Origin of the sequence: Curtobacterium sp. ISL-83 (assembly GCF_018613895.1) — a bacterium.
In the GTDB taxonomy this organism is placed as follows: domain Bacteria; phylum Actinomycetota; class Actinomycetes; order Actinomycetales; family Microbacteriaceae; genus Curtobacterium.
Genome location: NZ_JAGGPH010000011.1, coordinates 74,201 through 98,252 on the forward strand (window position 1 = coordinate 74,201; position 24,052 = coordinate 98,252).

29 protein-coding genes and 1 tRNA gene are annotated in these 24,052 nt (G+C 67.1%); 7 read left to right on the top strand and 23 right to left on the bottom strand.

Annotated features, from left to right (window positions below; genetic code table 11):
• Nucleotides 1-6 precede the first annotated feature (6 nt).
• The 6 genes from J7E22_RS10485 (at nucleotide 7) to J7E22_RS10510 (ending at nucleotide 2,668) form a co-directional block, all read left to right on the top strand.
• Complete coding sequence (locus tag J7E22_RS10485) at nucleotides 7-651, top strand: TetR/AcrR family transcriptional regulator (RefSeq protein ID WP_214981676.1); 645 nt, start codon at nucleotides 7-9, stop codon at nucleotides 649-651.
• A 44-nt stretch (nucleotides 652-695) separates the two neighbouring features.
• Nucleotides 696-768: transfer RNA gene (locus J7E22_RS10490), tRNA-Thr, on the top strand.
• Nucleotides 769-886: 118 nt separating this feature from the next.
• Nucleotides 887-1,156 carry a helix-turn-helix domain-containing protein gene (locus tag J7E22_RS18250; RefSeq protein ID WP_308159221.1) on the top strand — a complete coding sequence of 90 codons (270 nt, stop codon included), beginning with the start codon at nucleotides 887-889 and terminating at the stop codon, nucleotides 1,154-1,156.
• A 74-nt stretch (nucleotides 1,157-1,230) separates the two neighbouring features.
• Nucleotides 1,231-1,425 (top strand): hypothetical protein, encoded by a 195-nt coding sequence (locus tag J7E22_RS10500; protein ID WP_214981677.1) that lies wholly within the window; start codon nucleotides 1,231-1,233, stop codon nucleotides 1,423-1,425.
• Between the two features lie 91 nt (nucleotides 1,426-1,516).
• Entirely contained in the window at nucleotides 1,517-1,936 is a 420-nt protein-coding gene (locus J7E22_RS10505) for a hypothetical protein (RefSeq protein ID WP_214981678.1), read from the top strand.
• Nucleotides 1,937-2,281: 345 nt separating this feature from the next.
• Nucleotides 2,282-2,668, top strand: coding sequence for a hypothetical protein (locus J7E22_RS10510; RefSeq protein ID WP_214981679.1), 387 nt, complete (start codon nucleotides 2,282-2,284; stop codon nucleotides 2,666-2,668).
• 63 nt (nucleotides 2,669-2,731) lie between these two features.
• Here the strand turns inward: J7E22_RS10510 and J7E22_RS10515 are convergent, their stop codons facing one another.
• The 10 genes from J7E22_RS10515 to J7E22_RS10560 form a co-directional block, all read right to left on the bottom strand.
• Nucleotides 2,732-3,100, bottom strand: a complete 369-nt coding sequence (locus J7E22_RS10515) for a hypothetical protein (RefSeq protein ID WP_214981680.1) — start codon at nucleotides 3,098-3,100, stop codon at nucleotides 2,732-2,734.
• Between the two features lie 181 nt (nucleotides 3,101-3,281).
• Complete coding sequence (locus tag J7E22_RS10520; RefSeq protein WP_214981681.1) at nucleotides 3,282-3,710, bottom strand: hypothetical protein; 429 nt, start codon at nucleotides 3,708-3,710, stop codon at nucleotides 3,282-3,284.
• A gap of 30 nt (nucleotides 3,711-3,740) precedes the next feature.
• Entirely contained in the window at nucleotides 3,741-4,241 is a 501-nt protein-coding gene (locus J7E22_RS10525) for a hypothetical protein (RefSeq protein WP_214981682.1), read from the bottom strand.
• 3 nt (nucleotides 4,242-4,244) lie between these two features.
• A complete protein-coding gene (locus J7E22_RS10530; RefSeq protein ID WP_214981683.1) occupies nucleotides 4,245-5,024 on the bottom strand; it encodes a hypothetical protein in 780 nt (259 codons plus the stop codon).
• A gap of 73 nt (nucleotides 5,025-5,097) precedes the next feature.
• On the bottom strand, nucleotides 5,098-5,343 hold the full coding sequence (locus tag J7E22_RS10535; RefSeq protein ID WP_214981684.1) for a hypothetical protein: 246 nt from the start codon (nucleotides 5,341-5,343) through the stop codon (nucleotides 5,098-5,100).
• A gap of 20 nt (nucleotides 5,344-5,363) precedes the next feature.
• The gene (locus tag J7E22_RS10540) at nucleotides 5,364-8,537 is read right to left on the bottom strand and encodes a hypothetical protein (RefSeq protein WP_214981685.1); all 3,174 of its coding nucleotides are present in this window, start codon (nucleotides 8,535-8,537) and stop codon (nucleotides 5,364-5,366) included.
• Nucleotides 8,534-10,000, bottom strand: a complete 1,467-nt coding sequence (locus tag J7E22_RS10545) for a hypothetical protein (RefSeq protein ID WP_214981686.1) — start codon at nucleotides 9,998-10,000, stop codon at nucleotides 8,534-8,536. The genes J7E22_RS10540 and J7E22_RS10545 overlap by 4 nt, the downstream gene beginning before the upstream one ends.
• Nucleotides 10,001-10,012: 12 nt before the next feature.
• Entirely contained in the window at nucleotides 10,013-11,005 is a 993-nt protein-coding gene (locus J7E22_RS10550) for a hypothetical protein (protein WP_214981687.1), read from the bottom strand.
• A gap of 13 nt (nucleotides 11,006-11,018) precedes the next feature.
• On the bottom strand, nucleotides 11,019-11,879 hold the full coding sequence (locus J7E22_RS10555; RefSeq protein WP_214981688.1) for a phage tail family protein: 861 nt from the start codon (nucleotides 11,877-11,879) through the stop codon (nucleotides 11,019-11,021).
• On the bottom strand, nucleotides 11,879-14,659 hold the full coding sequence (locus J7E22_RS10560) for a phage tail tape measure protein (protein WP_214981689.1): 2,781 nt from the start codon (nucleotides 14,657-14,659) through the stop codon (nucleotides 11,879-11,881). The genes J7E22_RS10555 and J7E22_RS10560 overlap by 1 nt, the downstream gene beginning before the upstream one ends.
• 49 nt (nucleotides 14,660-14,708) lie before the next feature.
• Between J7E22_RS10560 and J7E22_RS10565 the strand changes: the two genes are divergently transcribed.
• The gene (locus J7E22_RS10565) at nucleotides 14,709-14,906 is read left to right on the top strand and encodes a hypothetical protein (protein WP_214981690.1); all 198 of its coding nucleotides are present in this window, start codon (nucleotides 14,709-14,711) and stop codon (nucleotides 14,904-14,906) included.
• Here J7E22_RS10565 and J7E22_RS10570 read toward each other — a convergent pair.
• The 13 genes from J7E22_RS10570 to J7E22_RS10630 all read right to left on the bottom strand — a co-directional run bounded on the left by J7E22_RS10570 (nucleotide 14,903) and on the right by J7E22_RS10630 (nucleotide 24,049).
• Entirely contained in the window at nucleotides 14,903-15,103 is a 201-nt protein-coding gene (locus J7E22_RS10570) for a hypothetical protein (protein ID WP_214981691.1), read from the bottom strand. The genes J7E22_RS10565 and J7E22_RS10570 overlap by 4 nt on opposite strands.
• Before the next feature lie 194 nt (nucleotides 15,104-15,297).
• Nucleotides 15,298-15,762, bottom strand: coding sequence for a hypothetical protein (locus J7E22_RS10575; protein ID WP_214981692.1), 465 nt, complete (start codon nucleotides 15,760-15,762; stop codon nucleotides 15,298-15,300).
• A gap of 91 nt (nucleotides 15,763-15,853) precedes the next feature.
• On the bottom strand, nucleotides 15,854-16,354 hold the full coding sequence (locus tag J7E22_RS10580) for a hypothetical protein (protein ID WP_214981693.1): 501 nt from the start codon (nucleotides 16,352-16,354) through the stop codon (nucleotides 15,854-15,856).
• 76 nt (nucleotides 16,355-16,430) lie between these two features.
• On the bottom strand, nucleotides 16,431-16,862 hold the full coding sequence (locus J7E22_RS10585; RefSeq protein WP_214981694.1) for a hypothetical protein: 432 nt from the start codon (nucleotides 16,860-16,862) through the stop codon (nucleotides 16,431-16,433).
• Nucleotides 16,859-17,317: a hypothetical protein gene (locus J7E22_RS10590; RefSeq protein WP_214981695.1), complete on the bottom strand. Its 459-nt coding sequence runs from the start codon at nucleotides 17,315-17,317 to the stop codon at nucleotides 16,859-16,861. Before J7E22_RS10590 ends, J7E22_RS10585 begins: the two co-directional genes overlap by 4 nt.
• On the bottom strand, nucleotides 17,317-17,703 hold the full coding sequence (locus J7E22_RS10595) for a DUF6093 family protein (protein ID WP_308159228.1): 387 nt from the start codon (nucleotides 17,701-17,703) through the stop codon (nucleotides 17,317-17,319). The genes J7E22_RS10590 and J7E22_RS10595 overlap by 1 nt, the downstream gene beginning before the upstream one ends.
• Before the next feature lie 21 nt (nucleotides 17,704-17,724).
• Nucleotides 17,725-18,189: a hypothetical protein gene (locus J7E22_RS10600; protein ID WP_214981697.1), complete on the bottom strand. Its 465-nt coding sequence runs from the start codon at nucleotides 18,187-18,189 to the stop codon at nucleotides 17,725-17,727.
• Nucleotides 18,189-19,073 carry a P22 phage major capsid protein family protein gene (locus tag J7E22_RS10605; protein ID WP_214981698.1) on the bottom strand — a complete coding sequence of 295 codons (885 nt, stop codon included), beginning with the start codon at nucleotides 19,071-19,073 and terminating at the stop codon, nucleotides 18,189-18,191. The genes J7E22_RS10600 and J7E22_RS10605 overlap by 1 nt, the downstream gene beginning before the upstream one ends.
• Before the next feature lie 51 nt (nucleotides 19,074-19,124).
• A complete protein-coding gene (locus tag J7E22_RS10610) occupies nucleotides 19,125-19,733 on the bottom strand; it encodes a hypothetical protein (protein WP_214981699.1) in 609 nt (202 codons plus the stop codon).
• Nucleotides 19,734-19,776: 43 nt separating this feature from the next.
• Complete coding sequence (locus J7E22_RS10615) at nucleotides 19,777-20,595, bottom strand: hypothetical protein (RefSeq protein ID WP_214981700.1); 819 nt, start codon at nucleotides 20,593-20,595, stop codon at nucleotides 19,777-19,779.
• Nucleotides 20,561-21,919: a phage portal protein gene (locus J7E22_RS10620; RefSeq protein ID WP_214981701.1), complete on the bottom strand. Its 1,359-nt coding sequence runs from the start codon at nucleotides 21,917-21,919 to the stop codon at nucleotides 20,561-20,563. The genes J7E22_RS10615 and J7E22_RS10620 overlap by 35 nt, the downstream gene beginning before the upstream one ends.
• Entirely contained in the window at nucleotides 21,919-23,697 is a 1,779-nt protein-coding gene (locus J7E22_RS10625; RefSeq protein WP_251008982.1) for a terminase, read from the bottom strand. The genes J7E22_RS10620 and J7E22_RS10625 overlap by 1 nt, the downstream gene beginning before the upstream one ends.
• Nucleotides 23,681-24,049 (bottom strand): P27 family phage terminase small subunit, encoded by a 369-nt coding sequence (locus J7E22_RS10630; protein ID WP_214981702.1) that lies wholly within the window; start codon nucleotides 24,047-24,049, stop codon nucleotides 23,681-23,683. The genes J7E22_RS10625 and J7E22_RS10630 overlap by 17 nt, the downstream gene beginning before the upstream one ends.
• Nucleotides 24,050-24,052: the final 3 nt, after the last annotated feature.

Genomic DNA, 24,052 nt, shown 5'->3' on the forward strand with positions numbered 1-24,052 from the left:
CGCGACATGTCCGACGCCGAACCCGGCCTGCGCGAGCGGAAGCGCCGCGCCACACGACTCGCCATCCAGCAGGCCGCGCTCCGCATCGCGACCGAGGGCGGTCTCGCTGCGGTCACCGTCGACGAGATCTCCCGGCGCGCGGACGTCTCACCGCGGACGTTCTTCAACTACTTCCCGAACAAGGAGCAGGCGATCCTCGGCGACGACCCCCGCCTGCCGGAGGACGGCGCCCTGACCGACTTCGTCGCCGGGTTGCCGTCCGGTGACCTGCTGCCCGACCTCGGCGTGCTGCTGGTGCACTCGACCCGTGAGCTCATCGAGGAACGTGCGCTCATCGAGGAGCGGCAGGTCGTCCTCCGCGCGAACCCCGAGCTGTTCAGTCGTCGCATGGAGTCGATGAAGGAGTTCCAGGCGGAGATCGAGCGGGCGGTGACCGAGCGGCTGCAGCGCGCCGATCCGGCGGGCTCGACTGGGCCGACGGACCCGGCTGGGCTCGCCCGCCGAGCGCGGCTCGCGTCCCTCGTCGCCCTCGCCACCCTGCGTCACGCGTGGTGGGAGTGGTCGGATGCCGAGGGCGCTCCGCACCTGGTGGACGAGCTCGAACGCTCCTTCGCCGAGCTCGGATCGCTCGTTTCGCGTTCGCTCGTCTGAACCTGTATAGTCGTGACCCGTGCCGCTCCGGGAACGGAGCGTCCGCCGCCTTAGCTCAGTCGGTAGAGCGATTCACTCGTAATGAATAGGTCATCAGTTCGATTCTGATAGGCGGCTCGATAGAAAAGCCCCGGTCAACCGCGATATCGCATCGCAGTTGACCGGGGCTTTTTCAGCCCTAGTACACACAGAAGTGCACACAACGGGTCAAGCAGTCCGAGCCGGAGGCGATGAGGTGCAGACACTCGATCAGGCGTTGCGAGCCCTGATCCGCGACGAGGTCCAGAAGGCACTGAGCGAGCACATGTGTTCGTGCGAACCGCCGGCCCCGGTGCTCGACCCCGGCGACATGGTGTCTTCCGCCGAAGCGGGCGCGCTGCTTGGTGTTTCCGTCAAGACTCTCGCGAACTGGCGGTCCTCTGGCTCCGGTCCGCGCTTCTCCAAACGCGGCCGAGTCGTCCGGTACCAGCGGGCCGAGCTTGAGCAGTGGCTGACGCGAGAGTGATTATGGATTCCTGCCGGATGTATTAGGCAAGAGCGGTCTTGACAAGGTTGGCAAGACTGCCCTAGACTGTCATCATGAAGCGAACGGAACTCCTCGACCAGATCAAGAGCATGGCTGCCGACCGTGGCCGCGACTGCCACCTGCACAGGCAGGGCAAGCATGAGATCTGGAAGGTCAACGAACAGTCCATCCCCATCCCGCGCCACCGGGAGGTGAACGACTACACCGCCAAAAAGATCTTGCAGCAGGTTGCGGAAGCCCTGGGGTAACGCCCCAGGGCCTCCGGCCCGCACCCCGACCCAGCAGTTCCGCTTCGCTAGTCCCCACCACATTGAAGAGACCGCACCACCCGGAGGCAACATGAAGTCCCGCAGCACGTACGACGTGCACGTCCATCGCGAAGGCAAGTTCTGGGCCATCGACGTTCCCGGAGTCGGATATAGCCAGGCGACCCGCCTCACCTCTGTCGAGGAAACAGCGCGCGACATGATCGCCGCCACCAAAGAGGTCGCCGAAGACTCGTTCGACGTCTCCGTCGACATCGTCATCCCCAGCACCGTCAAAGATCACATCAACCAGGCGCGTGAACTTCATGCGCAGGCCGCGCGCATCCAGGCGCAGGCCGCATTCGAATCAGCCCAGTCGGCCGCCGTACTCAAGCAGGACGGTCTCACCTACCGTGAGATCGGACTGGTCCTCGAGGTGTCGCACCAGCGAGCTCAGCAGCTCGCGACCGCAGCACTAAACGAGCCGTCCCATGATGGGGCGGCGCTGGTTTGACTCTCGCCCCCTCACTGCACCAACAGTGAGGGGGCGTCCTCGTATGCAGGCACCACCCGAACGGGGTGCGTGTTCTCCTGCCCAGACCTGACCTATCATCAACCTGTGAAGATTCTCGGCGCGACCCTCTGCGTGGTCGCATCCCTCGCGCTCGCAAGCTGTTCAGCTGCGGGGAGTGGCCCCGCCAAAGGCTCCCCTGCTCCGACCACCATCAGCGCGCCGAGCGCATCGCCAACGTCGACCCCCACCCCGACGCCAACTACCCCAGCGTCGGCACTCGGGACGAGAGGTAACCCGTTCCCTCAGGGTGCGCCAGGTAAGTACGACCCGGCGTCGGTGTGGAGCGTGACTTTCACGGGCACGAACGGCGATGCGTGGGCTGAGGTGCACCAGGTCAACCAGTTCAACACGGAGCCGAAGGCCGGCTACTCGGACGTGGTTGGCACCGCGAACGTGAGCCTCGCGAAGAGTGCGGACGCGGGTGGAGCCGATCCGGGTCAGTCGCTTACTGTGGCCTACGTCGGGTCGGACGGGAACAGCTATCCCACGATCAATCAGCCTTGCGGCGTGCTCGCAGACACATCGCTGCAGGAGGCGGGCACCATGTACGGCGGTGCGACCCACCCGGTATTGGTCTGTGCACAGGTCCCGGCTGCTGCTGTCGCCCATGGCACTTGGTCGGTCACGTACGTCGATGGAACCGGCCCAACGGCGTTCTTCGCAGGAGCATGAAGCCCCGCCGTCACAACGACGAAAACCGCCCACCCGCATGTACGCGGGTGGGCGGTTTTCATGTCAGCGCTCGTGTCGGCGCTTGCGCTTATCGATGGGCGGGACAGGGGTGTGGTCCTCGCGGCGCTCGCGGAGGATCGTCAGGAAGACAGCGACCCAGACCACGGCAGCGAACAGGTAGACGACGAACGCCGCGAGCCCGAAGCCGTCACCAGACGAGGACGGGCCGCCCGCGGCGATCGTCGATGCGACCCGGCGGAGTAGCACCAGCAGGAACACCGGGATCGTGCCGACGAACAGGCCGAGGAACACGACGCCGAGCAGTGACCTGTACCAGCCCGAGCCGATGCCGTACAGCAGCGCTGTCAGCAGCGCGAACACGCACGCTACGGTGGCGGGCACGGTGGCCCACGTGTTGAACCATGCGTCCATCAGTTCCCCCCTCGGATGATCGTTCGCATTTTGTCCGCGAAGTGGTTCTCTTCGCGCTTCTCACGCAGCTGCGCGAGTGGACCGCTCCGGATGCTCTCGAGAAGCATGTCGATGCGGTGTGACGCGGTCCGTGCTTCGTCGCGGGCGCGGCGTGCTTCGTCTCGTCCTGCGGTTTGCTCGTTCATGACGAACCCCCGGCGGCTTGCTCGATGGAGCCCAGCAGGTGGTTGGAGAGCTTCGCGTACTCGTCCGCGAACTCGCGCACGCCGTCCTCCGCCTTCTCGGCTCGGGTGCGTTGCTCGTTGTGCGCTTCACGCCAGTAGTTCCGTGACTCGCGCATCTCGTCGTACCGGGCATCCTTCGCTGCCGCGAGTGCCGTGGCGCTGTCGTCCTTCTCCTTGAGCAGCGCCCCGTAGTACTTCTCGAGGTCGGCGACGCGTGCCCGGTGGTCGGCGATCGTCAGGATCTTGCGGGTGGCGAAGAGCCCGACGATGAACGCCAAGCCGCTGCCGGAGATCACATCGGAGACGGACAGGGTGCCGCTGAGCCACCCCCAGAAGTCGGGGCTGAGGCTGGGGGCGGCACTCGCGAGGTACTGCAGTAGCGCCATGGGTGCCACCCCCGTCGGTGCGATCACGGATCAGTCGCCGGCACGAGCGAGATGCCGCGGCACGTCCGGCTCTGGGATGCTCGTGTTCCCCGGGTCCGACAGGCCGTCGCCCACCACGATCGCATCGCTGACCGGCATCGCGGCCGCGGGGAGGCTCGTGATGATCGCCGGGACACCAGGTGCAGCGGTGCGGGCGTCGAGCGTGTCGTCCTTGCGGATCGCGACGCCGAGGTGGGCGGCGGCGGCCTTCACGACGGCGACGGCGACGAGTGCCCAGTTGGCCCACGTGACCTCGCCCGTGATGGCGAGGGGCAGCACCGCGGCGACGCCCACACCGACCCACTCGGCGGTCTGCTTCCACGGCGATCGCAGCTGGAACGTGGTGGCCGTCGTGACGACGAGTGCGAGGAACTGCAGCACCGCGATGGGTGTCGGGTTCTTCGCGAGCACGTCGACGGCGGGGACGACGAGGACGAGCGCGGACAGGAGCGCCGGCGCGTACTTCTGCAGCAGGGTGTTGTCGATGTTCATGCGTCAGCCCTCCATCGATCGCAGGATCGCCCGGACGACGGCGTGCTGCGAGTCGTTCATGCCGCCCGCGTAGGAGTCCGCCGGGTTCGTGCGGGCCACGCGCTCGCAGAGCTTCACCTGCCCGAGCCAGTCGACGTCGTTCTTGTCGGGTGTCGTCTTGTCGATGACGGTGTGCTTCCCACCAGCGAGGATGAGAGCCTTCGTGTGCTTGTCGTTCCACTGCACCTGCATGTCGTCAGGGTCCCTTCGGATCGGTGCCGGCTTGGCCGGCGTCTTGTCGGTGAACAGGCGCGCTCCGGGACGGTTCACGCCTGTGATCGGCGCAACGCTGTACGCGTACCCGCCGTTGTGGTGCCACTGCTCCTGCGGGTTGAAGAGGCGACCGGTCCAGACGATCCCGCGGCGCTCGCCGCGTGCGTGGACCCATGCGGCCTCGTCAGGGGTCATCGCCCGATTGGTGCCGTCCTTCTGCGTGATGCCGAAGTCCAGCGCCGTGCCGATTTCCTCCCGGTGGGTGGAGTAGTAGAGCGCCGCTGCGAGTGCGGCCCAGGGGGTGCCGTTGCGCTGGTACTGCTCCCACGCGGCGCGGAGCATCCGCATGCGGGCCCGGGACCGGATGCCTTCGTTCACGGTCAGCCGGTCGCCGCGGGCTCGAGCGCCCGGGTACTGCGTGTCGAACTCGTACGCGAGCGACGACACCTGCTCGGCGACCATCGGCGTCGACACGAACTGCTCGACACCCGCGAGCTCGCCGAGCGACGAGTGTCCTACTGAGAACCCCATCGGTCCTCCCTTCATGAGAGAAGCCGCCCGGGTTAGGGGCGGCTCAGGGTGAGTGTTGGGGTGGTGCGGGGCGTCATGCCGATCCGGGTGCGGGGTCGGCGGGCAGCATTGGCTGGTCGCCGCCCATCGCGTCGATGGCCTCTTGGAGCCCAGCGGCGCGCGCCTCGTTGTCGCTCGCCAGCTGCAGGTAGCGAGCCGCAGCCTCTCGAGCGCTGGCGGCACTCCCCAGTGCTGAGTCGCGCTGCTGCATGAGCATCCCGACCGTCGTCCCGGGGTAGCTGGGGTTCTCGCCATCGCTGACGATTGCTGTTTCTGTCATTCGCTTGCCCTGCTCTCTTGTCAGCTACCTGTAGCGGTCCACCAGAACGTGATCGGCCCATTCGCCGTCGCGCCCGAGAAGTTGCCCGAGTCGATCCGGAACCCCGTAGCCGAGACGTTCGCCGCGGCGACGTTCAGACGCGAGTTGCCCGAGGTGATCTGCACGAACGGTGCCGTCGTGAACGTCCCAGACGGGAACGTGATGACGAGCCCCGTGCCGAACGAACCAGTACCGATCGACGCCGAGTGCGTGGCAGTGCCGCCGATCGTCTTCAGGTACCGCGCGTTGGTGCCCGAGTCGTAGAGGTGATCAACCCAGAGCTCGCCGAGGTAGGCGCTCGCCGTGTAGAACCCGGCAGTGCCAGCCACGGGCAGATCCTGAGGACCGATACGCACCGAATAGCCGGCGCTCGTGAACAGCATCTGCGATCGGGAACCGCCGTAGTTCGTCCCCTCAACCTGCCCCGAGGCCAGACCGTTGTCGTCGTAGAACTTGAGCACGTTCGAGCCGAGCACGACGCGCTTCCCGCTCGCGGCGGTCTGCAGGATCGTGCCCGTGAGCGTGACGCCGTTGAGGCTGTTGACGTCGATCATGTCGGCGGTGATCTTCTTCGCCTGCACGACGTTCACGAACAGGTAGTCGATAACGGCCTGCTGCATGGTCGCGCTGTCGGTGACGAACAGGTTCGCGACGTTCACGGTCTGGAACGTCGCGGTGCTCGCGGCGATCTTCTGCGCGACGACCTGCGCGATGGCTGCCGTCCCTGCCGTCAGCTTGCCGACGTCGAGGTTCGCGATCACATCGGAGGCGATCGGCCGTGCGGTCCACGTTGGCGATGCGACGGTGCCGGTCTGCTGCCAGTACCCGATCACGGACTGCGCGGTGTTGACCTGGAACCAGGTCGACCCCGTCGGTGCAGTGCCGGACGGCCCGCTGGTGGAGAACAGGATCAGCGGCTTCCCGTCCGCTGTCGCCTGCGCTGCGGTCGCCGCGTTCGCTGCGTTCTGAGCTGCCGTGTTCGCTGCTGCGGCGGCGGCAGCCGCGTCCGTCGCAGCCTTGTCGGTGACCGCGTTCCAGTTCGTGCCGTCGTAGGTGAAGGGCTTGTTGTCGCTCGAGCGAATCCAGAGGTTCGACGTCGCCGCGTTAGCGCCCGTCGGCGCAGTGGCCTGGTAGATCACCTTGCCCTTGCCGTTGGCGATCCCAGCCGCAGCAAGTGCCTGGCTGTTTGCCCCATCAGCAGTGCTCTGCGCCGTCGCCGCGTTGGTCTTCGCCGTGTCCGCCGTGGTCTGCGCAGTCGCAGCTGCGGTCTTCGCGGCGTCCGCCGTTGACTGGGCGGCGTCTGCCGCGGTCTTCGCCGTCGTTGCTGCGCTCTGCGCGGTGGCGGCTGCGGCTGCCGCGTCGACCGCCTTCTGGTCGGTGATGACCTCCCACTTCGACGTTGTCGGGTTCCAGCGGTTCGGGGTGTTCTTCGGCACTCCGGACGCGTTGTTGCTGACGTCGATCCACAGGTTCTCGGCTGCAGCGTTCGCACCAGTCGGGGCTGACACCTGCACGATGACCTTGCCCTTGGCGTTCGCGATCCCAGCAGCGTTCAGGGCTGCCGTGTTCGCGCCGTCCGCCGTGCTCTGGGCAGTCGCAGCGTTCGTCTTCGCCGTGTCCGCCGTCGACTGCGCTGTGGCCGCGGCGGTCTTCGCCGCGTCGGCCGTCGTCTGCGCCGTCGTCGCGGCCGTCTTCGCAGCGTCTGCGGTCGTCTGCGCGGTTTGAGCGTTCGTCTTCGCCGTGTCAGCCGTCTGCTGCGCAGTGCCGGCCGCGTCGAGTGCCTGCTTCGCGTCGGTGATGTTCTTCAGCTCGACGTCGTCAAGCCAGAGCGTGCCGACGGTGTGGTCCGCAGATGCTGTCAGCCCAAGCGCGGTGACGCCGGACGCCGGCACCGTGTAGACGATGTCGACGTAGGCCCATGCGCCCGTCACGTTCCACGATGCAGCGCCGATCGAGTTCCCCGACTGGTCTGCAAGGCGCAGCTTCCCGTTCGCCGCGGTCCCGTTGTAGTCGGACGACGTCAACCGCCACGCGCGAGCACGCCAGACCTGCCCGGGCTGCACGGAGACGAGCTTGCCGCGGAGCAAGTCGAGCGCTTGCTGCGCCGCGTTCGCCGTGACCTTCACTGACCGTGTGCCGGCGTGGATCTGGTCGGTGGCGAACGTGAAGCGGGATGGGAGCGTCCACAGGCTCGTGTCCTCGAATGACGGGTCCAGGATCACGTTCGTGGCCTGGGCAACGAGCGCGTCGGCACGAGCTCGAGCAGCGTCCGCGGCGGTCTGCGCGGTGGCCGCGTTCGTCTTAGCGGTGTCGGCTGTGGTCTGCGCGGACGCTGCGGCAGCCTTGGCGTTGTCGGCGGTCGTCTGAGCCGTACCGGCGGCAGTCAGCGCGTTGCCGGCAGCAGTCGATGCAGACGCTGCGAGGGTGTTCGCGGCAGCAGCGGTCGCTGCGGCATCGATCACCTTCTGGTCAGTGATCGGCTCCCACTTCGCCGTATCGGGGTTGTACCGGTTCGGCTGGTTCTTCGGGTTCCCGTTCGCGTCCGCCGTGGTGTTGATCCACAGGTTCGCCGGGCCCGCCCGGGTCCCAGTCGGAGCAGACGGCTGGACGATGACCTGCCCCTTCGAGGCAGCGAGGCCGGATGCCGCGAGAGCTGCAGCGTTCGCGTCCGATGCGGCGCTGTTCGCTGTGCCCGCGAGGGTGTTCGCCTGGTTCGCCAGGTCCCGCGCGTACTCGGCGGACTGCTGCGCCGTGCCGGCGGCAGTGATCGCCGTCGTGACATCGCCCGAGACACCGTCGATGCGCTGGTCGAACGCGTCGGAAAGCGCCTGCTGGGCCTCTGCGATGTCGTCCCGCGCGTCCGACAGATCCTGTGCGGCATCGTCGAAGAGGGCGTCCAGGAGCTCCTGGCTAGCCGCGAGCGTGGCCTGCAGGTCCGTGACGCCCTGGTTGCCGTCTGCGACGTCGTCCTGCAGGTCCGGGACCGCGTCGTTGGACACGACCGCGTCCAGGACGACGTCGTCGACCGCGGCGGCGGTGTCGACGTCGTCCCCGACGGTGGACGAGCTCAGCTGGGTTGCGCGCTCGAGGGCCTTCAGTCGACGTTCGTAGTCGACCAGGAGACTGGCGAGTGCTTCCGGGGGTACGGCCGTCATTCAGCAACTCCCTGTCCGTAGGTGAACGAGTCGGACCGCTTCAGGTCCAGCTCGGTGGAGCCGTCCTCGTTCTCTGCGATGCCGACGATGCGGTGCCAGAGCCCGAATGGGCCGTAGTGCGGGACTTGGCCCTGCACGTAGATGTCGTCGCCCAGCGAGTAGGACCCGCGTGGCGAGTTAAGGTGGTTCGAGACGACGATGCGAGACACCGCGAGCGTGTCCAGACGCGCTTCGAGCTCCGCGCGCAGCTTGGTGTCCATCGCCTGCGCCGTCTTGATGTCCTTGGACTGGAACGCGGCCACTCGGCGGAGCTTGCCGTTCCGCTTCGTGATGGACCGCCGGATCGCTCCGACGCCCTCTCCTGCGCCGACGCCGTACGCTGCGTTCGCGAAGTCCTCGCCGCTGGTCGACGGGTCGAGTGCGACCGTGATGTTGACGCCTTGCTGGAACAGCGGAGCCCCATCACCGGAGAGCCGCCGGCCGACGCGAGGGTGCGCAATGACGATCTGCGTCTGCGGGGTGTCACCCGCCCAGCTGTGCTTCTCGTACCAGTCGAACGGCGTGGAGTCAGCGAGCTCTTTGATCTTCGAGCCGCAGTCGGGTGCCTCCCACGGCAGGAGCTCGTACGCGCCGCCGTCGTCCTTCACGGCCTTGGACGCTGCGACCTTGAGCTTGTACGCCGCGTCCTTCGCTGCCTTCTTCGACGCCACGACCTTCGCCTGCGCATCGACCGACGCCGACTGCTGGTCAATGACGGTCTGCTGTGCCTTGGCGTTGTCGACAGACTGGTTGTACGTCGTCTGCGCGGCTGCGATCTTCGCGGCGTTCTTGGTCTTCTTCGCGGCGGTGAGCGCCTTCGAGGCGTTCGTCCGTGTGGTGACCAGGTCCGAGTACCGCTTGCGCGAGTTCGTGACGACGTCACGCAGCTTCTTCAGGTCGGAGTTCGCTGCGTTGTACGCCGCCACGGCCGCGTTGTAGGCGTTCAGCGTGTCCGTCTTGTTCTGCGTCGAGTAGGTCCCGATCCGGACACTCGTCTTGCCGGTCACCGTCACGTCCAGGTCGGAGTCGGCGAACGACTGCACGTGGTCCCAGAGCAGCCGGACGATGTCCGCCGGGTCGACCTTCGCGCCGTAGTAGACGGCACCCTCGTAGGGCAGGCCGAACGGGTAGGTGCCCATGGACGAAACGGTGATCTTCCAATCGGAGCCGTCGTAGTCCATGTCGGTGACGATTCCCCGGAACCGGATCTGTCCCTCATCGTCCAGGGTGACGAGCGTGCCCCACTCCTGGAAAACCGGAGCTCCGTCCGACGCCACAGCCGTTGCTGTTGCCGGGCCCACCGTAAGTTCGACGGTGCCCACCGCGGAGAGAGCCAGCTTGAGCGGTCCCCTCGAGACCCCCTTGAGGTCGTAGGACAGGACTTCCTTCGTGAGAGCATGCTGGATGACATATCGTTCCGCCACGGTTGCCCCCTGCTAGCTGATGCGCTCGGTGAACGTGATGTCCGCGAAGTAGTAATCCTCGGAGGACGAACCGATCACGCCGTTGCCGCCCGCATTGGCCGCGCGCGCCCGAAACGTGAGCTGTGCCGTGGTGCCCCGGAGAGATGCAGGGATCGGCCACAAGCCGTTCGAGGGCACGATGAACGGCTGTCGGTACTCGCCTGCGGCCGCCGTAGTGGCGTCAATCAGGGAGTCGGCGTACTGCGTGGTGCCGTCGTACTTTCCGGCCGGCCCCAGGAAGCCCTGGAAGTTCGCGTACGCGGACCCCGACACGAACCGGATTGTGGTGTCCATGCGGATCACAGCGTGCGTCGCCCAGGACGGGATCTGAATGCCGGTGATCGGGTTGATCGGCCAGGTGCTCCACGCGCCGCTCGAGAGCGTCACGCGGGTGCCATCGATCGTGCCGGTGACGATCTGCCGGTCCGACTGCGGCTTGGCGAGCGACCGCAGATCGGTGATGTTGGCGGCGGTCACCGTGCCCGTCGATGCCGGCAGGGTGATGCGGGCCAGATTGATCGCCGAGAGCCCTGCGTACTGCGGGATGTCCTGCACGCTCTTCGTGCCGGCGGGGACGCCTGCGATGACGTCGAACCGGTTGTAGGGCCCCTTCGCCGCATCGGCGGGAGCCTGGGCGTTGGAGTCGACGTAGGGGTTGTCGACTCGCAGGATGACCAGGTCCGTACGACCCGACCCTGAGCCGGTCTGTGCGATCTGCACCGACGTGTCGGTGACCGGGTTGCGGGCCGTGTAGGACTGCTGCGACGCCACCCGGTTGAGGATGGAAGCGCCGCCGGCAGCGATCTTCACCCCGCCGCCGGGGACATCGAGTGCCGTTACCTTCAGGTCGCCGGGACCCCCGACACCTTCCTTCCCGCCGGTGGCGAGGTACGCGAGCTGACGGGCGACATCGGGGCCGTGTTCGGCGTCGCCGCCGATGAACCATGGGACACCATCAAGAGCCATTGCGTGCACCCTCCTAAGGGGCGGTGTAGGCGGAACGCCAACTGATCTGAGCCGTGGGGGCACCAGTCGAGGACGAGCCGGAAAGGGTGAACGTGTGCGAGCCCGGGGCGATCGACGCTGCAGCGAGCAGCGACGAAGTACGCGTGAGCGACGCGATCTGCGAGCCGTTGCGGAGTACGGTCTGCCGGCCCGGGCGGGTGTCGATCGTCAGCCACTCGTCGTACTTCAGGGACGTCGCAGCGGTGAAGGTGAACGCCCCAGCGACCGCGACCGTCGGGTTGAGCACCGGCCCGCGGATCGTGATGACCGGCCAGGTAGCGGCATCCCCGTCGACCGTGAACGTGTTCTGCGCCGACGTGTAGCCCCGCGCGACGAGAGGGGACTTCAGCGGTGACACGAGGCCACCCGACTGGGTCATGGCGAACGGCACCTGCAGGGTGTCCGGTGCTCCCCACCAGATCTTGTCGACCTGCCGGAACGTCGCTTCGACCGTCATCATCCGGGCTTCCGGATTCACGGCTGACGGGGCGATCTTCCGGGGCCGTCCGAACGCGGAACGGCCCCGGTCGGAGATGAGCTCGGCGAGTGCGCCCGGGACGTTCCGGATGGAGTCCGCAGACCACCATTCGGAGAGCGCGCCGTACCGGTCCCACATCTCGTCTTCGGTCGATCCGCTGACGCCGAACGTGAGTCCGATCGTCCTGCCGCCGTGGAAGTCCTGCCCGACCTGCGATCCGTCTGCTCGAGCACTGTCCGTGTCGTCGGTGGCGATGTCGTAGTCAGCGACGTCGGGGGCCGCACGCAGGTACACCCCCGACGCGTCTGAGAACGCCGCGTCGGTCCCGGGGTACTGCAGTTTCCAAACGCCTGGCATCAGCGACCCCCTCGGAGCTTCGACTTGTAGAGGAACCACGCGTCGTCCAGGTCGCGTCGGGTGTCGCCGGACGCCGCGAACGTCGGGGCGAACACGGACGACGCGCCGGAGCCGGCGGCGGCCGGCGTCTGGGCGTAGACGATCTGTGGGGGAGTTGGCACGTAGGTCTGCTGCTGCACCTGGCCGCCGTTCGCGAACTGCCTCGTCCCGCGCTCGAGCGCCGCGCGGAAGGCGTACACGCCCGCTTGACCGCCCATCAGGGCGACGTCCCGGGCATCCAGGACGTGCTCGCCGTTCGACAGGCGCGCGTAGATCGAGTCCGACGTTGCCGTGCCGGGCCCGTGAACCGCGCCACCTTCCGCGTACGCGACGTGCCCGGTCGAGACGGCTGCCGCTCCCGGGCCGGTCACGTTCGCGATGATGTTCACCTGACGGCCCGACCACCGCATGTAGAGGGCGTTCAGTTTCGTGTCGGCATCGGCAGTGTTCGCAGTCACCGTCACCGTCTTGTACCCGAGCGCGTTCATTGCGCGCGTCACCCCGGCGATACCAGCGGACGCCGCAGCCGTGTCAGCGATCACCTTGATGTCCTTCTTGGAAGGCATCTGGAAGACGCGGTCCGCGAGCGCCTTGACTTGGTCGCTGTTGAAGCCCGCGGCAGTGGCGGACTCCATGAACTTCTGCCGCTGCTCAGCCAGGGTCTTCGAGTACTTGCTCGTCGCAGCGTCCGCCGACATCGTTGACTGGTCGACCGTGAAATTCTTCGCCGCGGCCTCCTGCGCCTTGGTCGCAATGTCAGAAAGCATGTCGGCATTTGCAGCACCGATAGCGGTGTTTTCATCAAGGGTCGTCGAGTATCCCTTTGTGCTGTCCCGTTGCTGCTTAACCTTGTCGGAAAGCCCGGCAAGCGCCTCCTGGTAAGCGGCATTGGCGCTAATCGCGGACTGGTTCGCGCCGTTTGCCGTGTTGAGCGAGTTGATCAGGTTGGAAAGCTCAGTCGAAAGATCCGACACCTTCGCCGCCTCTGCCTGGTACTGCTCGGCGGAGGTTTGAGCGACGGCACCGGAATCGGCGTTGGCAGCCTTCTGGTCATCGAACGCCTTCTTGCTGTCCTTGACGGAGTCGGCGACCTTCCCGATGTTGATCTCCGCGAAACCGGCCTCGTACGACGCACCGGTGAACATGCCGCCGAAGGTGTTCCGGCCGGAGACCTTCTTCTGAACCGCCTCGAGGGCAGACCCGCCCTTGATGACGGCGTCGGTCAGTTCGCGCTGGGATACGCCAGCCTTCTTGGCTGCTTCGTACTCGCCGCCGTCCGAGAGGCGCTTTGCGATGGCAGCTCGGGTGTACTTCGTCACCGCTCCGGTCTGCTTGTCAAGCGTCTCGGTGAGCTCTGCCGTCGCTGCGCTGGCCTCAGCTTGCATGGACACGAGTGCGCCGATGCCGAGCGATAGTCCGGCGAACGCCGCACCGGCTCCGATCGTGCGAACCGCTGCAGTCTTGAGGCTGATGCCCATCGAGCCGAGCTGCACCTTGAAAGCCGCGAACTTCGGTACGGCGACGAGAGCAGCACCACCGACCAGAGCAAACCCGCCGGCCAGTGTGGTCACTGCGACGCCCACTGCGAGCACCGGACCGGGCAGCGAACCGACCTTGTCGACCAGGAAAGTGGCGCTGTGCACGATGTTCCGCAGGGTGCCGTTCGCGGCTGATCCGGTCTGGATCAGGGCGGTGTCGAACGAGCCACCCAGCTTCTCGACGTCGCCCTTCAGGTTGTCGAGCTTGAGGCGAGCGGTCTCAGCCGCGTACCCGTTGTCGTTGACCTTGTTCGTCCAGTCGGAGATGCCCTTCGCGCCGTTCGAGTAGAGGACGTTCGCGGCTCGGACAGCGTCGTTGCCGAAGATCTGCGCCAGGGCGGCGTTCCGCTGCTCGTCGGTCAGGTCGCCGAGCTTGTCCTTGAGCTGGGCGGCGATCCCGCCGAAGGACAGCATCTTGCCCGACGAGTCGTAGACGTCGATGCCGTACTGCTGCATCGTCGCCGCGGCCTTGGTCGACGGGTTCTCGAGCGCGAGAATCGCGGTCTTGAGCGACGTGCCAGCATCCGAGCCAAGCAAGCCCGCGGCCGCGAACGACGCGAGGACGCCCGTCGTCTCTTCGATCTTGAACCCGGCCTGCGAGGCGACCAGGCCACCCTGGTTCAGCGCGGCCGCGAGGTCCGTGACGTCACCCTGCGCCTTGCCAGCGCCGGCAGCGAGCAGGTCGGCCACGTGGGGGACCTGCGAGCCCTTGAGGTTGAACTGCGTCATCGCCGTTGCAGCGATCTGCGCTGCGTCCGCGACCTTCAGCTGGCCCGCGGAGGCCAGGTTCAGTGAACCCGCGAGCCCACCACCCAGGATGTCACTGGTCTGGATACCCGCCTTCGACAGCTCTTCGATCGCGTTCGCCGCTTCGGTAGCGGTGAAGACGGTCTTAGCGCCGGCATCGATCGCGGCCTCTCGCAGCTTCCCCATCTCGGAGGCCGACGCGTGGGTAGCGGCCTGCACCGACGACATTGCCGCGTCGAACTCCGCGTACTTTGCGACAGCGAGCCCTACAGAAGCGGCGGCAACGGCACCGAACGCGAGGCTGGCGCGGCCAAGCCCCTCGAATGCCTCTCGCTTCTGACCGAGCTTTTCGGACTCTGACCCCAGTTCGCGGGTCTTTTGAGCCGCCGCGTCCATGCCGCTGATGTAGCCAGAGACTTCCGCGACCAGAGAGACCTTCGTTGTCCGGTTAGACATACGGACTAACCCCTTCCTTGCTGGTGCGGGAGCGCTTAGGGTGTGGCTCATGACGGATCAGGAACAGCGGTCGACGCGAGGCGCAGATGACCTCCGAGCGACGGGCCTCGTGGCGCTCGTGATCGGCGTGCTGCTGGTGCTCGTCGGCGGGGCGTACCCCGCACTCGGCGTCATCGGGTGGGTGCTGACGATCGGCGGCGTCGTGTGCCTGATCGCGTGGCTCGCAGTCCGTGCCGCGCGCAGCTAGTCCTCGACCCGGCGCACCGTCCACTGCTTCGCGGCCTTCTCGGCCTCGGTCATGCGGCTGCCGTACCGTTCGAAGTAGCGGTCCCTCGCCGTGCTGATGGCGAGCTGCGCGTAGTCCGTGACGCCGTTCTCCGTGGCCTCGTAGTGCCAGCCGCCGTCGACTGCCGGGTTCGCTCGCGCGTCTGTGGCTTCGGACATGGGCTGCCCGTGAGATCCGACGTCGTTGCGATGCCGGGCATGGGCGAGTAGGAGACTGACCTGCTGCTGGTCGAACTCCGGTTCGCGGTGCGTTGTCGTACCGACCAGGCGGCCGGTCCTGTCGTAGTGGTATTCGGCGAACTCGCGCGGTTCCCAACCCCAGAGGCGCTTCGGCGCAACTCCGAGCTCTGTTGCTAGTTGGAGGTATTCGCCGAGTCCGCGAGCGCTTTTCCCGCTGCCTCGATTTCCTGCTGCGGGAAGTATTCGTTGAGCGACCAGATGGCGTCGGTCACGCGCTGGAACTCGTGGCCGGAGATGGCCTTGAACACGTCCGCCCATTCATCGACGCGCTTCTGCGGCGGCATTCCGGGTGTTTCGGGGATGATCGGGTCGACACGCAGGGTGCGCTCTTCGTCGCCGTCCACGAGGACGCCGCAGCGGGGCGCTGCAGCGCGGATGAGGCTCCGCAGGTTGTAGCCGTACCGCGCGTCGACCAGGACGCCGGGACGGGCTGGGTGGCGGTCGGTCTCTGCCGCCCACTCGATGCCGTCCATGGCGCGGAATCGGAGCGTGTAGGGCTTGCTGTTGATGAGGACGAGGACGTCGATGTACCGGTCCTCTGGGGTCTGTGCTGCTGCGAGGTCGTCTTCGAATGCCATGGGTCGTACCGCCGTTCTTCCGCCGTGTGAGTGAGGGCCTGGCCGGGGCGACGGCGGAGAACACCCCGGCCAGGGATCGTGCAGCCAGACGTCAGACGACGAGCTTCTGGCGGTACTGGGTCGGGGCGGTGATGTACATGCCCTGCGTGGTGGTGTCGACTCCGTTCTCGGCCGGCGCGTCCGGCCGCTGCACACCAGCGATGACCGAGATGACGTCGACGAGCTGGTCCTTGGTCCAGTCGGTCGCGTTCGGGATGACCTTCCGTCGCACGAACCAGCCGGCCGTGTCCTTCGGGAAGGTCTGCGCCGCCGAGTTCGGGTCCTCGGAGTCGACGTACTTGACCTCGAGCGTCTCGGTCGTCTTGCCCGGGCGGGACAGATCCTGCTCACCCGTGTAGCGCTTGTCCTCCACGGTCGCCTGCGTGACTGCGTGGGCGAACCCGTCGGGGGTGAACGAGTACGTGACGTTCTTGGTGGTGTCGGCCTTCAGGGTGGCCACGGACAGCGGGTTGACGTCCGCCCCGTAGGGAACGAAGGCGATCTTGTGGCGACCGTCGGACTGGGACGACGCCGGGTACTGGTCGAGCGACATGCTCTCTCCTTGTTTTCGGGGAACCCTCGGGTGAGGGCAAGTGCCCGCGTCGCGGGCGGCATGAGGAAAGCCCCCGTCACATGACGAGGGCTTGCGGTGCTGGATCGGTCACGAGTTCCCAGGTGGCCGGTATCCAGTAGAGGGGTGGTGTCAGGTCCGAGTCGTATTGCAGCTCGTCCGATTCATTCGACGTCATGCGCCGGCACACGCGGTCCGGAACTTCTGGCGTCCAGTCGAAGAGCTGTTCGGTGACTGCGTCCGACAGGTCCCCGGCGTCGTCAGCGTCGATCGACGTTGCGTGGATCGTGAACCGGTAGCGCTCGGTGCTCTGCGAGCCCAGGAAGCGTCCGACGGTGCGGCGGGGTGAGCCGACGAACACGGTCACGTACCGAGTGCGGGGCTGGTTGTTGTCGTCGCGGTTCGCGACGCCCACGAACACGCGGTCTGTCAGATCCGGGTGTTCACGGAGGCGTGCGAGGACAGCGGCGACGTGGTCCCTGCGGCTCATAGGATCGTGTTCCTTCCGGCCAAGACGGAGCGAGTGACGCCGCCGAAGGTCAGCGCGCGTTCCGCCTTCTGCAGTGCTTCGTCAAGCAGCCGCTCGAACTGATCGGAGTGCGCTTCGAGCGCGTTGTCTCCGTAGTGGCGTGGGGCGAAGGTCGGGGACCCGTACTCGATGATCGCGCCGAACGAGCCCTGACGCTTGCCCTTGTCCGGGCCGATCTCGCACGAGAGGACCGTCGAGCCGAAGCCCTGGAACCCAGCGAAGTCGTAGCCGATCGAGCTCGGGTACGCCTCGAGCCCTCGGATGCCTGACGCTTGTTCCTGCCAGTCGTCGCGGAGGTCGATGGCGGTGGTTTCCATGGCGTCTCGGACGTAGAGCCCTGCGGATGAGGCGACCTCGCCGAGCGCGGCCGTGAGGTCGTGCAGCTGGCTGTCGTCGATCCTGAACCCGTCGGCCATCAGGACACCAACTCGACTGAGAGGCGGCGGGCGGTCGACATCGTCTGGAAGTGCCGACCCGTCACGCGGAGCACCGTTCCCACCTGCGACGGGTCCAGGCTTGCGGCGGTGATCGTGACCAGGTCGTTCGGGCGGATGGCCCCCGTCCCATCGATGGGCAGCGACAGGACCGCGGTCTGTGCGACGAGCAGCTGCGCCGCAGCGTCGACGTCGCTCGTGACGCCGGAGATGAACCGGAGGCGGCAGGGGGATTCGAGGATCGTGCGCATTGGAGTCGTGAGCTCGCCGGTCGGCCCCTTCACCGGAGGACCGGAGGCCCGCTGTACACGGCAGGCAGAGGTCATCAGCTGTTCGGCCATTCGTCGGCCGCGTCGTGTGATCTGCATTCCGCGCACAGCGGGCTCCAATCAGTACCAGGGGAAGAGGACTTCAGGCGTCGGGGTGGGCACCCAGCCTGTGCCGTCCGAGAGGCGAGCGATCCGCGTGGTGGACACAGTGCCCAGCCCGCGGAACGTGCTGCTGCCGCGGTAGTCGGCGAGCATCCGCTTCTCGGAGTTCGTCAGGTAGGCACCCGACTCGTCGACCTTCCAGCCCTCGCTGTAGTCGTCGACCCCGCCGGAGGTCTGCGCCTCGCGGTTGTCGTAGACGCGGCCGGCGCAGTAGAGCGTCACCAGCTGCACGTCGTCCGGCAGCGGGTCGACCAGATTGCCGTCGTCGTCGAGCCACGTCCTCCCTGTTTCCTTGCGGACCAGGGAGGACGCGAGCCGGAGGCAGAGCACAGCGCGCTTGCCTTCGGCAGAGGACTCGACGATCGTCTCGCTCAGCCAGTCGCCGAGGTCGGAAACCCCGGCGAGAGTCGCCGGGGTTCCCATCAGGACGCCAGCTTGACCGAGACGGCCCGGTTCGCGTCGAGCGTCTTGGCACCGTAGAAGGTGTCCACGACCGACTGGTCCTCGAGCTGGTTCGGGTTGTAGTGCTGGATCCAGCGCAGCGCGTAGCCGTCCTGTGCGACGGTCGCGGAGAACGCTGCACCCTGCGGCTGCTTCGACGGGCGGGTGACGTGCGCGAACGCGTCCTTGTGGTACGCCTCGCCGAAGCCGCTGGGCAGGCTCGGGTCGGCGACGATCGTGAAGCCGAAGAGCTGCCCGATCGTCGCGTTGCGGAGGACGTCGCCGGTGCCGGACTCGTTGACGCGCTGCAGGAGCTCGTCCTGCAGGGCGGCGGCCTCCATGCCGGAACCGACCGCGAAGGTGCGGTTGGCGGCGGGGACCTTGCGGTCGTTCAGCACCTCGCGGGCCTTGATGAGCGCGGTCCGGAAGTTCGACCCGTCGGGCGCGACCTCCGGGATGCCGGCGTCCGTGCCGATGGCGACCATCTCGGCCACGAGCGGCGTGGCGAGCTCGTCGACGACCGACTCGGCCTGCGGGATGAGCACCTGCGTGGTCAGGTCCTTCAGCGTGAAGGTCTCGAAGTCGTCCGGGAGCCGGACGGCGTTGTAGACCTGGTTCTCGAGCGTGACGGGCACCCAGGTCTGACCGAGGTCGTTGAACTGGATGGCATCCCGCGCCGCGCGGTTCGCCTTGGTGTAGACCTTCGCCTTGCCCGCGTTCACGGGACCGAGGACGTTGACCGTCTGGCCGACGCCCGCGACGAAGTCAGCGGAGAAGTCCTGCCGAACGGTGCGCGGCAGGAGGGACAGGTAGCGCAGGGACGCGAGCGTGGCGCGCGCAGCCTGCTGGGGGGTGTAGAGAGCCACGATGGCCCCTTTCTTGTGTGGATGAGTGCGCCACCGTGGTCAGGGGCGCAGTTATCGTCGGAAGACGTCTTCCGCGAACTTGTCGAGGTCGGCGGTGGGGTCGGCGATGTCGCCGCCGTTACCGCCGCCACGCAGCTGCTCGCGGGGAGCGCCCGAAGGCGGCTTGGTGCCGGGCTTGCCGAACATCGCCAGCAGTTCCTCAGCGTCCTGCAGCAGCTCTTCCTCGGTCGTGCCGGTGAGGCGCTTGACGAGGTTTTCGGGCAGGCCGTGCTTGACGGCCACGCGGAGCTTCAGGTTCTCGGCTTCCAGAGCCGTTGCCCGTTCGCCGCTGTCCTTGTTCGCTGCTGCCTCCTGCTCGGCCTTCTGCGCTCGATCGCGCAGGTTCTTGGCCTCGCTGTTGGCCTTCCGGATCTTCTCTCGAGCCTTCTCGGCGTCGAACTTGTCGTCGCCTTCACCAGCACCGGTCTCAGTGCCGCCAGCCCCCTCAGCGCCCTCCTGGGACCCCTCCGAGCCTGTCTCTTCGGTGCCGGTCTCGGTGCCGCCAGCACCTTCCTCGCCTTCGACGAGTCGGATGCCGCGCAGCTGGAACGGCGACAGCCCGATGCGGGCGGTGCCGTCGATGCTGCACGGGGCGTAGTTCGTGCCGAGCGTGCTCTTCATGTGCCCTCCTGGGGCGTATCGGGCTGCCACCGGGGCAGCGGTTCTACCCGTCCGACGTGGACTGGGTGGTCTTGTTCCGCACGGACGGCGAGTCTCGGAAGTCGCCGTTGGCGCGCATGCGAGGCAGCACGCTCTCCTGGGTGCGGGCGTAACCGGCTGCGTTCGCCTCGCGAGCGGCACGGTTGTAGGTGTCGATGTAGCCCTGCTCCTGCTCGCTCGGCTTCCATGAGCCGTAGACGAGCTCGGCGTGACAGCCGCAGTGGGGGTGGAACCTCATGCCCTCGCCGGCAACGGGGTCATCGCCGGCCTGGGCGCGCGAGCGGTACACGGGCCCACGGGAGCAGAGCATCGCGCAGAACGCGCAGGGATGGCCGTCTGAGACTCGACGCCAGCCGACGGCCTGTTCGTCCTGCGCTGCTGTCAGGTCGATCGTCTCGCGACCGCCCATCATCACCTGCCGACGGAGCATCCCCGCGTACCCGCCGCGGGCCGCGGCGAGCGCCTGGCTGCCGGTCATGCCGGAGCCGACGAGGTTCTTGACCCGGAACGGACCGGCGATGAGCAGGGTCTGCGCCGTTAGGGCCGCGTCGAAGCTCGGGCGGACGACTGGGCCGGTGTCTCCGACTCCCTCAGCGTTGCGGTAGCGGTCGATGTACGTCGCCGTTGTCGTTGCCGACTGCGTGTAGAAGTCAGACGCGAGCGCCGTGTTCGCCGCGAGCCAGCGGATCGCTGACCGGTCGATGTTGCGGGGGTCGAGCTCGCGCCAGAGGCTGAGCCCGATCCCCGCGGCCCGTGCTGCGAGCCGGATCTGCAGGAGGCCGTTCGCCTCAGTGAGCCGCTGTCCCTCCTGCGTTAGCGCCACTGGCCTGTCCCATCAGTGCGGACGCCAACTGTGCGTCGGCAGTCGGGTTCTCCTGCTTGTACTTGAGCCAGCTCGATGCGACGTCGGGCGTGACGCCGGGGATGCGGTCCCACAGCTTCTCGGCGGGGATGCCGAGCTGCGATGCGAGCTTCCCGAGCGCGTCGGCAGCCTGCGACATGGAGCGCGACTGGAAGTCGGTCCAGTCGATGACCACGGTGAAGTCCGCGGCGTCGTCCGGCCGACCTTCGACGTGGGCGGCGAGCCGCAGGGTCTGCGCGTGCGAGTCGCCGAAGCCGACCTTGCGTTCGCCGGCCTTCATGTCGAGCATGGCGCGGGCTTCGGTTATGGCGTCCGCGGACAGGTTGATCATGTTGCCGGTGAGCGAGTGGGACGGCGTCTGCGAGACGGCAGCGAGCGTGTTGACGTCGCGTTCCTCCGCTTGGATGAGGCCGCTCGGGGACGTCTCGGGGAGTGTCCCGAACTGGACGCCCTCGCCGCCGGTCAGGATGTCGCCCTGCTGCAGCAGCAGCTTGCGCTTGGCTGCCTCTTCGTCGTCCTTGGGTTCCTCGAGGCCGACCGCCGTCCGCACCTTCCACGAGCTGTAGTGCTGCACCGTGATCCGGTCGAACGTGGTCTTGTTGATGCGCTTCGCCATCGGGATGAACGGCTCAACCTCGCCGGGCGTGCGCCCTTCCAGGTCGATCTGGTTGGAGTACCGGATTGCCGGCGCGACCCCGATGCCGTGCACCTTGTACTCGATGAAGGCGAGGCGTCCGCCGTCCTCCCTACCGAGCGTGTAGACCGCTTCCTCATCGACGACGAGGAAGTGCGACCCGCGCTTCTGCAGGTAGTACATCGGGTACTCGTCCTCGACCGGGTCCTGGTAGACCGCGAACATGTCCCGCGGCGAGCGTCCTCGGATGACTGCGGCCTGCTGCGTCCCTGCCTCAGCATCGAGCACACCCGGCATGACCGTCGAGTACGCGTACCCGTAGGCCAGTGCCGCACGGTGGATCGCGCGCTGCCGAGACGGCATGCGGTTGTTCTGCCACGGGGTCCAGAAGGCACTGAGCTCGCGGCCACTCGTCGACCTGGCTGCCTCAGCGACCAGCTGCTGCGCCACCGTCGTCACCACGAGCGTCAACCAGGGCGTCTCGGAGATGTCGCGGAGCTGGCGGTGCTCCTGGTTCGCCTGCGCGGGCAGCCGCAGCTTCTCGGGTGACCACCGATACCAGCGGTCGATCAGGTCGAGACGCTGCCACTCGACCTGCGCACCCGGGATCAGGACGTTCTGAGCAAGCTCGACGACGCTAGCGGGAGACATCACCATACTTGGCCCTTGCCCTTCTTCTGAGTGAGGTTGTTGAGCAGCTGACGGCGCACCATGCGAGCACCGACCATGCAGATGGCGAGGTCGATCTTCTTCTTGGACTCGCGCCCTTCCTTCGCGATCGACACGTACCCCTGCACGGGGTAGCGGCGAGCGTTCAGGACGTGCCGGCGAAGACGTGCGTCAGCGTCATGGGTGAACGACGCAGACTTGATCTCTTCGAGCGTGAACGCGACCGCGGAGGCGAAGTCGCGGGCGTTGTCGCGGGCGGACATGTCGAACATGACCGAGTGACCGCGGCCGTTCTTGGTCCCCGATGCCCAGATGCGCAGCTGCGACCGGTAGTCGCGGTGCCACTTGTCGAACAGCGGGTCCCAGTAGCGGTCCATGGTCTCGTCGTCGCGGACGTGCGACGGGTCCCCGAAGAACCCCACGACGCGGTACAGATCGAACGCGGATGCCACCTTCGCGTCGACCTCTTCGCGGGGAGCCAACCAGCCGTCACCGCGCTTGCCCGGAGGCCGCTGCCACATGCCGATCGTGAACACGTGCCCGTCCGACATGCGGCAGCCAACGAGGGCGGTCGCGTCGTCGGACTTCGAGCAGTCCAGGAACAGGACGACCTCGTCACCACGGTCGACGACCACGTCCGGGTCTCCCAGCGGGTCGAACTCTGCGGGCTCGGTCCAGGCGTCCTCGGCAGCGGTGATCTGGTTGTACCACTTGCGCCGGGACTCGGAAGGCGGGTTGGCTGGGTTCAGGATCGACTTGAGGATGCGGCCTCGAGCGTCCAGCCAGACCGAGTCACCCCGGACGGACTCGACGACGTCGGGCGCAGCGTCCGCGGTGAGCGGTGCATCCGGGGGAGCCTCGAGCGAGTCGTACAGCAGACCGAAGTCCAACGCGGCTGCGTTGTCCCCCTGCGTCTGCTCCCAGCCCTCACGCTGCCGCTGGCCGACCGAGTCTTCGCCCGGGCGGTAGGAGTTGCAGATGTCGAGTACGCGCGCCGGAGCGCCCATCTCAGCCTTCGCCGCGTTGCCCTCCATCGCGCCGGCCATGTCGTGACCGCCGTTCGAGCTGTTCCAGTTCTGCGTCTCAGCCCGGATGATGAGCTTTGGACGTCCACCCTCGATCGAGAGCGGAGACGCGGTCACAGCTTCGATCTGCGCTTCGTCATGGCGAGCCCACACGTTCTGCTTGCCGATCTGGATGCCGAACTGCTTGCGCGTCTCGGCAGGGATGAGCGCCGGGAACAGCTTCATCGTGTTCTTGGTCTGGTCGAGTGACACGGCCGCGATCTGCACCCACGCCTCGGACACCTGCCGGCCGATGGGCTGGCCGTCGTCACCCCAGTGGTCGAACTCGATGTCGCCGCACAGCACCGTCACCGACAGGGCCGCCGCGAACGGGTCCTTACCCCAGCCCTTCAGCCGCTGCAGGACCGCCGAGACGTACTCAAGCTGCCCGTCTGGGGTGAGCGAGTAGAACCACAGCAGGAAGCGGGTCTGCTCCATCGTGTACTGCCACGGCTTGCCCTTGTGCGTCAGCCAGCGCCCCGCGAACGCGAGCGCTTCCCACCCCATCGACTTCGCCGGCAGCGACCATGCGCCACCCTCGAACTGCCAGGTGGGACCGATCTTCACCGGCTCCCAGGCCAGGTCCGTTCGGGGGTACGTGTCGGCGAGCTTCGCCGCGTACCAGCGCTTGATTTCGTCGTACTCGGCGTCGCGGTTGACGATGAGGGCAGGGCCGGCGTTACGCGCTACGGCCATGCGAGGCCGACCAACGCGACTGCGCTGCCGATCGCTGCTGATTCACGAGGCCGCTGGCCTCGCTGTCCGGCAGCCGGAGCGCCCTCAACAGCGTCGACATGGTCGCGCGGTGCTGGCGCAGTTCCTGCACGAGCGGGTGCGCGACGATCTGCCCCATGGACCCCTTCACCGTCAGCTCGGCAGTGTCCAGCTCGCCTTCCATGCGGACGATGAGGTCAAGTTCGGCGCACGCGGCGCGCAGCGTCTCGAGCTCGTCCTGACGGAGCACGTAGTTCGCCGTGGTCTCTTTCCACAGCTTGCGGCCCGCAGCCTTCAGGGAGCGCGGGACGGGGATCTGGGTGCTGTCGGTCATTGG